Origin of the sequence: Acidocella sp. (assembly GCF_036489515.1) — a bacterium.
GTDB lineage: Bacteria > Pseudomonadota > Alphaproteobacteria > Acetobacterales > Acetobacteraceae > Acidocella.
Genome location: NZ_DASXFO010000098.1, coordinates 34,983 through 47,870 on the forward strand (window position 1 = coordinate 34,983; position 12,888 = coordinate 47,870).

At 62.6% G+C, this 12,888-nt stretch carries 12 protein-coding genes; 11 read left to right on the forward strand and 1 reads right to left on the reverse strand.

Going from position 1 to position 12,888, the window contains the following annotated elements; genetic code table 11:
• Positions 1 to 276 precede the first annotated feature (276 nt).
• The 11 genes from VGG47_RS14675 (at position 277) to VGG47_RS14725 (ending at position 11,241) form a co-directional block, all read left to right on the forward strand.
• Positions 277 to 1,593 carry an MFS transporter gene (locus tag VGG47_RS14675; protein ID WP_331539868.1) on the forward strand — a complete coding sequence of 439 codons (1,317 nt, stop codon included), beginning with the start codon at positions 277 to 279 and terminating at the stop codon, positions 1,591 to 1,593.
• A gap of 37 nt (positions 1,594 to 1,630) precedes the next feature.
• Entirely contained in the window at positions 1,631 to 3,091 is a 1,461-nt protein-coding gene (locus VGG47_RS14680) for a PQQ-binding-like beta-propeller repeat protein (RefSeq protein WP_331539870.1), read from the forward strand.
• 269 nt (positions 3,092 to 3,360) lie between these two features.
• Complete coding sequence (gene rfbB / locus VGG47_RS14685; protein ID WP_331539872.1) at positions 3,361 to 4,419, forward strand: dTDP-glucose 4,6-dehydratase; 1,059 nt, start codon at positions 3,361 to 3,363, stop codon at positions 4,417 to 4,419.
• Positions 4,416 to 5,300 carry a glucose-1-phosphate thymidylyltransferase RfbA gene (gene rfbA, locus VGG47_RS14690; protein ID WP_331539874.1) on the forward strand — a complete coding sequence of 295 codons (885 nt, stop codon included), beginning with the start codon at positions 4,416 to 4,418 and terminating at the stop codon, positions 5,298 to 5,300. The genes rfbB and rfbA overlap by 4 nt, the downstream gene beginning before the upstream one ends.
• Positions 5,297 to 5,857, forward strand: coding sequence for a dTDP-4-dehydrorhamnose 3,5-epimerase (rfbC, locus tag VGG47_RS14695; RefSeq protein WP_331539876.1), 561 nt, complete (start codon positions 5,297 to 5,299; stop codon positions 5,855 to 5,857). The genes rfbA and rfbC overlap by 4 nt, the downstream gene beginning before the upstream one ends.
• Positions 5,854 to 6,747, forward strand: coding sequence for a dTDP-4-dehydrorhamnose reductase (gene rfbD / locus VGG47_RS14700; protein WP_331539878.1), 894 nt, complete (start codon positions 5,854 to 5,856; stop codon positions 6,745 to 6,747). The genes rfbC and rfbD overlap by 4 nt, the downstream gene beginning before the upstream one ends.
• Before the next feature lie 283 nt (positions 6,748 to 7,030).
• Complete coding sequence (locus tag VGG47_RS14705; RefSeq protein WP_331539880.1) at positions 7,031 to 7,756, forward strand: transporter substrate-binding domain-containing protein; 726 nt, start codon at positions 7,031 to 7,033, stop codon at positions 7,754 to 7,756.
• 34 nt (positions 7,757 to 7,790) lie between these two features.
• Positions 7,791 to 8,462 (forward strand): amino acid ABC transporter permease, encoded by a 672-nt coding sequence (locus VGG47_RS14710; RefSeq protein WP_331539882.1) that lies wholly within the window; start codon positions 7,791 to 7,793, stop codon positions 8,460 to 8,462.
• The gene (locus tag VGG47_RS14715) at positions 8,459 to 9,118 is read left to right on the forward strand and encodes an amino acid ABC transporter permease (protein WP_331539884.1); all 660 of its coding nucleotides are present in this window, start codon (positions 8,459 to 8,461) and stop codon (positions 9,116 to 9,118) included. The genes VGG47_RS14710 and VGG47_RS14715 overlap by 4 nt, the downstream gene beginning before the upstream one ends.
• Positions 9,096 to 9,821 carry an amino acid ABC transporter ATP-binding protein gene (locus tag VGG47_RS14720; RefSeq protein ID WP_331539886.1) on the forward strand — a complete coding sequence of 242 codons (726 nt, stop codon included), beginning with the start codon at positions 9,096 to 9,098 and terminating at the stop codon, positions 9,819 to 9,821. Before VGG47_RS14715 ends, VGG47_RS14720 begins: the two co-directional genes overlap by 23 nt.
• Positions 9,822 to 10,026: 205 nt before the next feature.
• Positions 10,027 to 11,241: an ArgE/DapE family deacylase gene (locus VGG47_RS14725; protein ID WP_331539888.1), complete on the forward strand. Its 1,215-nt coding sequence runs from the start codon at positions 10,027 to 10,029 to the stop codon at positions 11,239 to 11,241.
• Positions 11,242 to 11,366: 125 nt separating this feature from the next.
• On the opposite strand, the gene VGG47_RS14730 is transcribed toward VGG47_RS14725, so the two are convergent.
• Positions 11,367 to 12,602 carry an allantoate amidohydrolase gene (locus tag VGG47_RS14730; RefSeq protein ID WP_331539890.1) on the reverse strand — a complete coding sequence of 412 codons (1,236 nt, stop codon included), beginning with the start codon at positions 12,600 to 12,602 and terminating at the stop codon, positions 11,367 to 11,369.
• Between the last annotated feature and the right edge of the window lie 286 nt (positions 12,603 to 12,888).

Sequence of the window (12,888 nt, forward strand, 5' to 3'; positions counted from 1 at the left end):
GACGTGACAATGCCGCCCGAAGAACGAAACTTCTCGCATGGCGCCAAACCAGAAAATTATAGACTTTTGTGGAATGACAGCGCTATCATTGCCACGATATTTCTAACATTTTTTTGAATTACGCTATTGCGGCCTGCAACGGTATGTCTCGAAACAAAAACCAACGCTTCAACGCCAACGCGGGATCCAACCGGAAGAACGCTTGGAGGAAACGAAAAATGATCACCGATGGAACGGTGCGGCAGGACCATCATCACCGCGCGGAGGAAGTGTGAAATGTCCGAAAAACTCTCGCCGCTCGATAGCCGTGTACGCTGGGTGCGCCTCATACCCGTGGTGTTCCTTGTCTACACCATCGCCTATTTTGACCGCGTTAATATTGGTGTCGCTCTTCCGGGCATGTCGCGCGACCTGCATCTCTCGCCGACACAGGCCGGGCTCGCCGGCGGCATCTTTTTCTGGGGCTATCTGATCACGTTTCTTGCAGCGGGCTGGCTTGCCCCGCGGTTTGGCGCACGCCGGGTGATTCTCGGCACCCTGATCGCATGGGGTGCCTTCGCAATGGGCGCCGGCCTGGTCCAGAACTTCCGCGAGCTGCTGGTGATGCGGTTCCTGCTTGGTGCCGCGGAGGGGCCAATATTCACCTCGGTTTCCATGCTGCTGGCACAGTGGTTCGTCGCCCCCGAACGCGCGCGCGCGTTCGGGTTATGGAATCTCTGCATGCCGATTGGTGCGATGATCGCGGGCCCGGTATCGGGGCTGATACTGAGCCATGCGACCTGGCATCTCATGTTTGTGCTCGAAGGGCTGCCGGCATGGGCCTGGGCCTTCATCTGGGTGCGGACGGTGCCGCGCACGCTGGAAGACGCGCCCTGGCTTGACGCCGTGGAGCGCACCGCACTTTCGCGTGCGCTGGAGGCGGAACAGGCGGAACTGCGCAGCCACCATCGCGGACAGTGGCGCGATATTCTGCGCGAGCCGAATGTGTGGCTGCTGGCCGCTGCCTTCGCGCTCATCAATATCAGCACCTATGGCTTTGGTCTCTGGCTCCCGAGCGTGATCAAGGCTGCGAGCCAGCTCGATATCGGCCGTGTCGGGCTGCTGGCAGCACTTCCCTATGCCGCGAGCACAATCGGGGTGATCACGATCTCGCGCAGCTCGGATCGAAACCGCGAGCGTCGATACCATGCGGGCTTGCCGATGATTGCGATCGGCATATTGATGTGGGTCGGTGTCTATTTTGGCCGTGCTTCGATCGCGCTTGAGATCGGTACGTTCACCCTCATGGGGTTGTTCCTCTTTACGTATCTGCCGCTCTTCTTCACCTTCATCACAGAGACCCTGCCGCGGGACATGGCAATTCCGGCGATCTCCTTCGTCGGTGGAATCGGCAATCTCTTTGGCGGCTTCATCGGGCCGACCTTGGTCGGTTGGGTGAAGGGCGAGACGGGATCTTTCACCATCGCCTTCACCATTCTGGCGATTTTCAGTGTCCTGGCTGGCGTTCTGATGCTGCTCCTCCGCCTGCCGGGCAATGCGCTTGAGGCGTTGCCGGAAGTCTATGAGGGGGCACGGGTCGAAAAAGCGAGATGACCGAATTGCCCGTGTGTACAGCTGACAGGAGCGCGCGATGCATCTTCGTATGATCCCGGTACAGGCTGCCATACTGGCCGGGATATTGCCGGCTTTGGCTGCCGCGAGTGTCACCTCCTACCACAACGATCCCGCGCGGGACGGTATTTTCACCGCACCGGGATTATCCTGGCGCGCGGCGTCATCCTTGCATCTCGATAAGGGGTTTCACGGCGCGGTGGGTGGCGCTGTTTATGCACAGCCTTTATATTGGCGTCCCCCGGGCTCGGCCAATGGCTTGCTGATCGTCGCCACCGAGGCGGACGAGGTGGACGCGCTGGATGCCGATACCGGCCAAACGGTGTGGCGCACGCAGCTGGGAAAGCCCGTGCCTCTTGCGCAGCTCCCCTGCGGGGATATCGACCCGCTCGGCATCACCGGTACGCCGGTCATCGACGCCACGCGGGACGCTGTCTATCTGGACGCCATGGTCGAACAAAACGGGACGCCGCAGCATCTTGTCTTCGGGCTGCATCTGTCTGATGGGTCGATCCTGCCCGGCTGGCCGGTGAACGTGCAGCAGGCCTTGCGCGGAAATTTCAATCCGGCGTTGCAGAACCAGCGCGGGGCGCTCGCTTTGCTCGGGCATCGCCTGTTCGTCGCTTATGGCGGCCAATTCGGCGATTGCGGGGATTATCACGGCACGGTTCTCGGCCTGGCGACGGATCCGCCGCATGTGCTCGCCTCCTGGGTCACGCGCGGCAGCAAAGGCGGCATCTGGGCGCCGGGCGGCATCAGCGAGGCTGACGGGGTATTATTTTTCGCGACCGGCAATACGGATACCGGCGCTGCCTGGGCGGATGGCGAGGGGGTGTTCCGCCTCTCAGCCGATCTGACGCGTACCACCGATCCCCATGCGTTTTTCGTGCCCGGAAACTGGAAGACACTGGATGACGAGGACCTCGATATCAGCGGGGTCGCACCACTGCCGTTCGATCTGCCCGGCGGAGCGCGACGCCTGTTGGCGCTGGGCAAGGACGGTGACGCCTATTTGCTGGACCGGGACAGTCTTGGCGGCGTCAACGGCCAGATCGCGCGGCGGCATGTCGCGAATTCGGCGATCATAACTGCCCCCGCTTCATTTCCGGATGGGGCAAACGAAACGGTGGTGTTCCAGGCGCGCGGCGCGCTCTGCCCGGACGGCACGTTCTCGGGCGGTCTTGCAGCACTCACCGTTTCCGCCACGGAGGTCAGGCCCTTGTGGTGCGCGCCACTGCAGGGGCGCGGCGCACCAATCGTTACGATAACAGATAGACATGCCGACCCCATCGTCTGGGTCGATGGCGCGCAAGGAGATGACCGGCTGCATGCGTTCCGTGGCGATACCGGCGCGCCACTTTTCACCAGCGCGGACACCATTCCCGGCGTGCGGCATTTCGAAACTCTGCTCGCGGCGAACCACCATCTGTATATCGCAGAGGATGGCCGCATTGTCGCATTCAGTTGGGGGCCGGCTTAGGCGGTTATCCAGCCCAGGCCTTTCGGATATAAGAAAGTGGCCGCTTTTTGAAAAAAGCGGCGCAAAAACTTTTGGTCCGCTGGGCCTGTGGCGCTGAAAACAGCACGGGTTAAAAGGTGCAGAAAAACTACTTTTTATTCACAAAAAATACCCTTCCCCTCGCGCGCCAGAGCCATCAAGCTGATCTTCTTGCCCGGAAGCTGTAAGGCGCTTAATAGGCCGGGGATCGCTAGGCAGCTATATAATATTTTACTGGGCATGATCGACGCATGAAAATTCTTCTGACCGGCGGCTGCGGGTTTATCGGCTCGGCGGTGATCCGGTGCGCCGTTGCTGGCGGCGCGCATGACATCGTCAATATCGACAAGCTGACCTATGCGGCCTCCGAGGCAGCGCTGGAGACCGCCCTTCACCATCCCGGCCACAGCCTGGTGAGAGCGGATATCACGGATGCGGCGGCGATGCGCGCGGCCTTTGCGGCACATCAACCGGATGCGGTGATGCATCTGGCGGCGGAGAGCCACGTGGACCGCTCGATCGACGGACCGGCGGATTTTATCCACACCAATATCACCGGAACATTCGTGCTGCTCGAGGCCGCGCGGGCGTATTATGCCACGTTAGAGGGCGACAAGCGCGCCAAATTCCGCTTTCATCACGTCTCGACCGATGAGGTCTTCGGCGCGCTGGCCGATGGCGATCCACCGTTCAACGCGCAGACGCCCTATGACCCGCGCAGCCCCTACTCCGCGAGCAAGGCGGCCTCGGACCATCTCGTGCGTGCCTGGGGACATACTTACGGCTTGCCGGTCATCGTCTCCAACACCACGAACAATTACGGCCCCTGGCAGTTCCCCGAGAAACTGATCCCGCTGATCCTGATCAACGCGCTTGAGGAAAAGCCGTTGCCGGTCTATGGCGATGGCCGAAATACCCGCGACTGGCTGTTCGTGAACGACCATGCCGAGGCGCTGTTGAAAATCGTCGAGACCGGCGTGCCGGGGGCGACCTATTGCATCGGCGCACGCCAGCCGCGCCGCAATATCGAGGTGGTGCGGGCCATCTGCGCCCTGCTGGACCAGAAGCTGCCGAGCCCGCATGGTGCGCGGGAGCGGCTGATCACCTATGTGCGCGACCGGCCCGGCCATGACCATCGCTATGAAATCGACCCCGGCGCGGCGGAGACGGCGCTGGGCTGGACCGCGGCGCATGACTTCGAGCGCGGGCTGGCGGCGACCATCGACTGGTACCTGAACCACCAGGCCTGGTGGCAGGAAATTCGAGGCAAAACCTATTCAGGGCAGCGGCTGGGAGGCGCAAAAAAGTGATTCGCAAAGGCATATTGCTCGCAGGCGGCTCCGGCACGCGGCTGCATCCGATGACCCTGGGCACGTCGAAGCAGCTACTGCCGGTCTACGACAAGCCGATGGTGCATTACCCCCTCTCGACTCTGCTGCTGGCCGGCATTCGGGACGTCCTGATTATCTCCACCCCGACCGACCTGCCGCAATTCCAGCGCCTGTTCCATGACGGCTCACATCTGGGCATCCGCATCAGCTATGCCGAACAGCCGAGCCCGGATGGGCTCGCCCAGGCCTTCCTCATCGGCGCGCAATGGATCGACGGCGAGCCCTGCGCATTGGCCCTGGGCGACAACCTGATCCATGGCGACCATCTCTCGACGCTGCTCCGCGCCGCCAGCGCCAGGCCGGAAGGGGCCACCGTGTTCGCCTACCAGGTGCGCGACCCGGAACGCTATGGCGTGGTCTCCTTCGATGCGCAGGGCAAGGCGATCGAGATCGTGGAGAAGCCCAAAACCCCCACTTCCCCCTGGGCGGTGACGGGGCTGTATTTCTACGACCACCGCGTCACGGAATTCGCCCGCGCGGTCAGGCCCTCGGCCCGGGGCGAGTTGGAGATCACCGATCTCAACCAGATGTACCTGCAGCAAGGCACCCTGCATGTCGAGCGGCTGGGCCGCGGCACGGCCTGGCTCGATGCGGGCACACCCGATTCGCTGTTACAGGCGGCGACCTTCGTGCAGACCATCCAGACGCGCCAGGGCAATCTGGTCGGCTGCCCCGAGGAGGTCGCCTTCCGCATGGGCTATATTGACGCCGCGGCGCTGCGTGAGCGCGCCGCACTCATCGGCAAGACCGAGCTCGGCCGCATACTCCATGACATCTCGAACGGGGCGCCACACAGATGAACATCGAACCGCTCAACATCCCCGAAGTCCTGCGGATCACGCCGCCGAAATTCGGTGATTCACGGGGGTTTTTCTCGGAGACCTGGAACAGCGCCAAGCTCGCTGCGCAGGGGTTCAAGGCGCAGTTCGTGCAGGATAACCAGAGCCTGAGCACGCAGGCGGGGACGATCCGCGGCCTGCATTGCCAGGTCGCGCCCAGCGTCCAGGGCAAACTGGTGCGGGTGATCAAGGGCGCCATCTGGGATGTCGCCGTGGATATCCGCGCCGGCTCGCCAACCTATGGCCAGTATGCCGCGACCAAGCTCAGCGCCGAAAACTGGGCGCAATTATGGATCCCCGGCGGGTTTCTGCACGGCTTCTGCACGCTCGTGCCGGACACCGAGGTGATCTATAAAGTCACCGCCGATTACGACCGCGACGCCGAGCGCGCGGTCATCTGGAATGACCCGTCGCTCGCTTTGCCATGGCCGGTTGAACCGGGACAGGAAGTGCTTTCGGACAAGGATAAAACATTGCCCCGCCTGGCGGATTGCGCACCCTGGTTCAGCTATCCATGATTCTGATCGCGGGCGGCTCCGGGCAACTCGGCCATGCGCTGACCGGATTGGCCAAAGCGCGCGGACTGGAGTTCCGGGCGGTCAGCCGGCCGGAACTGAATTTTGCAACACCCGACTCCATCGATGCATGCTTTGCCGCCGCGCAACCGTCGCTGGTGATCAACGCCGCGGCCTATACCGCCGTGGACGCGGCCGAGACAAATCGTGACGCGGCGGTCGCCGGGAATGTCACGGGCCCGCAGCGTCTGGCGCAGCTTTGCGCGGACGCCGGAATTCCCTTCATCCATGTCTCGACCGATTACGTGTTCGACGGCGCGAAGGGCGCGCCCTATGTCGAGACCGACCCCACCGGACCGACCGGCGTTTATGGTGAAACCAAGCTGCAGGGCGAGCAGGCGGTTTTAGCAACGGGGGCCGATGCGATCATCCTGCGCACGGCCTGGGTCTATGGCGCCCATGGCAAAAACTTCGCCCGCACCATGCTGCAGGCCGGGGCCAAGCTGCCGCAATTGCGCGTCGTGGCGGACCAGCTTGGCACGCCGACCGCCGCACCGGAACTGGCCCGCGTGATTCTGGACATCGCCGATACATTGCGCCGCACCGGCTGGCGGGCAGAATATCGCGGCATTTTTCATGCCACCGGCGCCGGCGAGACGACCTGGCATGGCTTTGCGACGGCGATTTTCGCGGCAGCCGCCGCCATGGGCTACAACCCGCCCGCGTTGCAGGCCATCACCACCGCCGACTGGCCGACTCCGGCCCGCCGCCCCGCAGATTCCCGCCTGGATTGCCGCAAATTGGCCCGTGTCTTCGGCATCACCTCGCCCGAATGGCGCGAAAATCTCGGCCCGATCGTGCAGCAATTGCTGAGTATGGACAGGCCAAACTGAGATCCAAGCCGGGCTTTCGTCCATTTTCAATCCGACCAGATTGTCTTCGCTGCAGACGCGCAGTAAGCGGCCGCTTTTCGAGCCAAAGCGGCGCAACAACTTTTACTATGCTGGGCCATGGGCGTTGTCACCGACAATGCCAACGGCCCAAGTCAATAAAGTTTTTTTGCTTCTTTTTGTTCACAAAAAGAAGCCTTCCCTTCATTTCCTGAGAAAGTTCCGTCGCTCAATCGGATCGCCTCAGGCCGGCCGCCCCCGAAGCACATTTTTTAGCCATCCGGATTTGTTTGCCGCTGTCCATGCCGATCCGGCAGGCAGCTGCCAGGGATATTCCCGCCGCGCCGTTCCTCAGGATTTCCCGCCTTTTGGTTCGGTCGGCCTGAGCATGCAGCCGGAAGGCTATGATATCGACATGGCGAACCTCATCGCGCGCGCGCTCGGCGTGAAGCTCGTGCTGGTGCCGGTGACTTCGGACAACCGTATCCCCTTCCTGCAGACCAACAAGGTCGATCTGGTGATCTCCAGCCTGGGCAAAACCCCCGCCCGCGCAAAGGTCATTGATTTCTCCGAGGATTATGCACCGTTCTTCAGCGGCGTATTCGGGCCGTCCAGCATTGCTGTGAGCAAGCCGGCCGACCTCGCCGGCAAGACGATCGGCGTGACGCGCGGTGCGATCGAGGATCTGGCCCTGACCAAGGTCGCGCCGCCGGACGCGATCATTCACCGGTACGGCGACAACGACGCGAACATTGCCGCTTTCCTCTCCGGCCAGACCCAATTAATCGCAACGGCGGTCTCCGTTGCCGCGGCGATCACCGCACGGCACCCGCCCCGCCTACCGGAGCTGAAGTTCGTGCTGCAGAATTCTCCTTGCTATGTCGGCGTCGCCCAGGGAAATCCCGCCTTGCTGGCCAAGGTGAACGCCATCATCGAGCAAGCCAAGGAGAACGGCGCGCTCAACAAAATTTCTATCAAATGGTTAGGCACGCCTCTGCCGGCCGGGTTCTGATGCCGCCCCGATACGATCAGGCTTCCGCTCGACGATGAACTATCACTTCGATTTCGGCGTCTTGCTGAACTACGCGCCCATGCTGGCCCACGGCGTGCTGATCACCACCGAACTTACCGTCATCGGGGGTGGATTGGGGTGCGTGCTTGCGGTTCTCTGCGCATGGGCTCGGACCGGCGGCCCGGCATGGCTGCGCCGGCCGATCGGCGCTTATGTCGAGGTGATCCGCAACACGCCTTTCATCATCCAGCTCTTCTTCCTGTTCTTCGGCCTGCCGTCGACGGGACTCAAACTGCCGGCAATACAGGCGGCGGTGCTGGCGATGGTGATCAATCTCGGCGCTTACGGCACCGAGATTGTGCGCGCCGGGATCGAGGCGACGCCGCGCGGGCAATTCGAAGCCGGGGCAAGCCTCGGCATGTCAGGCCCCGAGGTGTTCCGCCATGTCGTGCTGTTGCCGGCACTGGCACGCATCTGGCCGGCACTTTCCGCGCAGATCGTGATTGTGATGCTGGGCTCCGCGGTCTGCTCCCAGATCGACGTCCAGGAGCTCACCTATGCCGCGGGATTCATCCAGTCGCGCAGTTTCCGCGCCTTCGAAGCCTATTTCGGGGTCACGGTGATTTATCTCGCACTGGCACTGTTGCTCCGGCTGGCACTCCGCGTGGGCGGGCGCTACCTGTTTCCTGGACAGAACCTGCGATGATCTCGTTCACCCTTTGGGACATCTTCCGCAATCTGCTGCTAGCGACGCGCTGGACCATCCTGTTATCGGCCGGCGCCTTCGTCGGTGGCGGACTGGTCGGTCTTGCGGTGCTGCTCGTCCGCGTTCTGCCGTACCGATGGGCGGTAAGGGCGGCCCGGCTTTACATCGAGCTGTTCCAGGGCACGCCGCTGTTGATGCAGCTTTTCCTCGCGTTTTTCGCGCCCGCCTTGTTTGGTTTCAATGTGCCGGCCTGGATCGCCGCGTGGAGTGCGCTCACGCTTTGGGCGGGGGCCTTCCTCGCGGAAATATGGCGCGGCTGCGTCGAGGCCATTCCGGCTGGCCAATGGGAGGCCGCGAGCAGTCTCGGGCTGTCGTTTATCGAGCAGATGCGTTACGTGATCCTTCCGCAGGCGCTCCGCATCGCGGTGGCACCGACCGTCGGGTTTCTCGTGCAGGTGATCAAGGGCACGGCACTGACCTCGATCATCGGCTTCATCGAATTGTCGGCGGCGGGCACCGAAATCACCAACGCAATCTTCGAGCCGTTCACTGTTTATGGCTGCGTCGCACTGATCTACTTCGCCCTCTGCTTCCCGATATCGCGGGGCAGCCGCTGGCTGGAACGGAGACTTAATGTCGCTCATCTCACTCACTGACCTGCGCAAGAGCTATGGTGAGCACGAAGTCCTGAAGGGCATCTCGCTGAATGTGGCGCCAGGCGAAGTGGTGGCGCTGATCGGCAAGAGCGGTTCGGGCAAGAGCACGCTGCTCCGCTGCATCAACGGGCTGGAGACGTTCCAGAACGGCGTTATCAACGTCTCTGGCCTCGAGGTTCATGCGAACAAGGCAGAACTCCGTGCGTTACGCCAGAAGGTCGGCATGATCTTCCAGCAGTTCAATCTGTTCCCGCACCTCACCGTCCAACGCAACGTCATGCTCGCGCTGACGGTCGTGAAGAAGATCAAACAGGACGAAGCCGCGGCAATCGCGCGAACCGTGTTGGAGCGGGTCGGGCTCAGCAGCAAATGCGATGCCTATCCCTCGCAACTCTCGGGCGGGCAGCAACAGCGTGTCGCGATCGCCCGGGCGCTCGCCATGCAGCCGGTCGCCCTGCTCTGCGACGAGATCACCTCGGCGCTCGATCCCGAACTGGTGAACGAAGTGCTCGCCGTGATGCGGGATCTGGCCCATCAGGGCATGACCCTGATGATGGTGACGCACGAAATGCGCTTCGCGCGCGAAGTCTGTCACCGCGTGGTATTCATGCACCAGGGGCGGGTCCACGAGGTCGGACCGCCAGAAGCGGTATTCGTAGCACCCGCGACACAAGAGCTGCGGCAGTTTCTTGATACGGGCTAAAAAAAAGAAGGCTTCTTTTTGTAAACAAAAAGAAGCAAAAAAACTTTATTAATCTGGGTCATGGGCGTTGTCGGCGACAGCGCCCATGACCCAGCATAGCAAAAGTTTTTGCGCCGCTTTTTTCAAAAAGCGGCTGCTTGGCTTCTCCTCCGCACGATTGCATAATGAAACGACGCCCTACACCGCAACACGGATTTTCCTCCTCATGACAATCTCCGCCCTCATCTCCGCCAGCGCCGCCAAACGCGAAGCCTTTCTTGCCGCTCTGGTCAGGGCGCCATCCGACAATCCGCCCGGAGATTGCGCTGCGCATGCGCACATGACCGCGAAGCTTCTTGAAGACCTTGGTTTTCGCGTGGCGCGCCATGACGTACCTGCGGAACTTGCCGCGGCACATGGCATGATCAGCGCCACAAATCTCATCGTGCGGCACGAATTCGGCCCCGGCCCGACCATCGCGCTGAACGCGCATGGCGATGTGGTGCCGCCCGGCGAGGGCTGGCACACGGATCCCTACGGCGCCGCGATTATCGATGGCTGGATGTACGGGCGCGGCGTTGCGGTATCCAAATCCGACATCGCCACCTACGCCTTCGCTCTCAGGGCGCTGATTGATGCAGGTGTGAAGCTGCGCGGCGCGGTCGAGCTTCACATCACCTATGATGAAGAGACTGGCGGCGAGATCGGTCCTGCCTGGCTGCTGGCACAGGGGCTCACGAAGCCGAACTATGCTATCGCCGCCGGATTTTCGTACAGTGTCGTCACCGCGCATAATGGCTGCCTGCACCTGGAGGTGACCGTGCTGGGCCGTTCGGCGCATGCGGCGAAGCCGGAGACGGGCATCGATGCGCTTGCCGCCACCACAAAGCTCCTCGCCGCGCTATATGCTGAACGTGATGCACTGCGGGCGAAACCTTCCGCCCTGCCCGGCATCGGCGCGCCGGGCCTCACCGTGGGCCTCATCGCGGGTGGCATCAACACCAACGTGGTGCCGGACAAGGTCACGCTGCGGCTGGACCGGCGCATCACCCCTGACGAGAACGCCGCCGCGGTGGAAGCGGACCTGCGCGCACTCATCGGCGCGGCGGTTTCAGAAACCGCGGGTGCCACCTGCGAAATCTCGCGCATCCTGCTGGCCGCGCCGCTGACCCCGGCGCCGGGGGCACAAGCGCTGGCCGAGGCGCTGTGCCGCCAGGCCAGTGCGGTGTTCGGCGAGACCATCGGCAGCACCGGCGTGCCGCTCTACACCGACGCGCGGCATTACGCCGCCGCCGGCATTCCCATCGTGCTCTACGGCGCCGGGCCTCGCACGATCGAGGACGCCAATGCCCATCGCGCCAATGAACGGCTAAAACTCAGCGATCTGCATAAGGCGACTGAAGTGGTGGCGTTAGCCTTGGCCGAGCTCCTGGCGGACTAAAGCGAAGAGGAAGGCTTCTTTTTGTGAACAAAAAGAAGCAAAAAAACTTTATCAATTTTGGCCATGGGCGTTCGTGCCGACAACGCCCATGGCCCAGCACAAAAAAAGTTTTTGCGCCGCTTTTTTTAAAAAGCGGCTGCTTCCTTCTCTCCAAGCCGGCGCAGAAACCCCAGCATCACCTGAGCGGCGGTTTCCGCATCCGCCGCCTCGACATGCTCAGCCGGATTGTGGCTGATACCCGCACGGCAGCGGATGAACAGCATCGCGACCTTGCAGAGGGCAGCGACGCTCATGGCGTCATGCCCGGAGCCGCTCGGCAGATAAAACGGCCGCACGCTTTGCGCCGCCATGGCCTCGGCCAGCAATGCCTGGGCCCGCGCGTCGCAGAAGCAGGGGGCCAGACGCTGCACCACCTGCATCTCCACCACGACGCCGCGCCGCGCCGCAATCTCATCCAGGGTTCTGGCAAAATCCTGCTCCGCCGTGTCACGCGCCTCTTCCGTGGGCGCGCGAAGATCCACACTGAACACGGCGCGCCCGGGCACGACATTGCTCAGGCCCGGATGCGCTTCTATCGTCCCTACCGTGCCGACGATCCCCGCCACTGTGGCGATCCGTTCCAGCGCCAGCATCGCTTCAGCGGTGGCGACAAGGGCATCCCGTCGCAGGTTCATGGGGGTTGTGCCGGCGTGATTGGCCACGCCGCGCACGGTAATTTTCAGGCGCGTCTGAGCCGCGATGCCGGTGACAATGCCGACCGGCAATTTTTCCGCCTCAAGCACCGGCCCCTGCTCGATATGAGGCTCAAGATAGAGCAGCACATCCTCGCGCGCCCGCGCGGCTTCAGGCAGGCGCGCCACATCCAGCCCGAAGCCGTGCAGCGCCTCGGCCAGGCTCACGCCCTCGGTGTCCACCATCTCGGGCAGGATTGCGGGCAAGGTGCCAGCCAAGGCACGCGAGCCCAGCATCGAGGCGTGAAAACGCGACCCCTCCTCATCACCAAAGGCCAGCAGCTCGATGGCAAACGGCAGCCGTTCCCCCGACGCCGCCAGCGCCTCGATGCAGCCCAGCCCCAGCATCACACCCAGCGCGCCGTCATAGGCGCCGGCATCGCCCACCGTGTCGATATGCGAGCCGATCAGCACGGTCTTGCTCCCCGTGCCCTCATAACGGCCGATCAGCGTACCCGCTGCATCCAACCGCACACTCATGCCAGCTGCGCGCATCCAGCCCGCGAGTTGATCCAACGCAGCGCGATGCGCGGGCGTGAGGTAGCGCCGCGTCAAGCCCTGAGGCGTTTCACTGAAAGGCGGGTGCCGCCAGGCCGCGCAGCGCGCCATCGCCGTTTCGCCGATGCTCATGTGCAAGTTCGCCTCCGTTGCGCCGTCGCGTTCGATACCATCCTGCAGCGTAGCAAGAAAGCTGCCGCTTTTTGAAAAAAGCGGCGCAAAAACTTCTTTTGTGCTGGGCCATGGGCTGTGTCAGCGACAACGCCCATGACCCAGCATTACTAACTGGACGGGCAAATAGGTATCATAATAGGACGTGGGCTGCTATCACATAGGCATGCCCATCGATCGTGATTTCCGCAAACTCCCTGCATCGACACAGGCCGAACTGCGACGCGTCGCCGTGAACATGGTACTC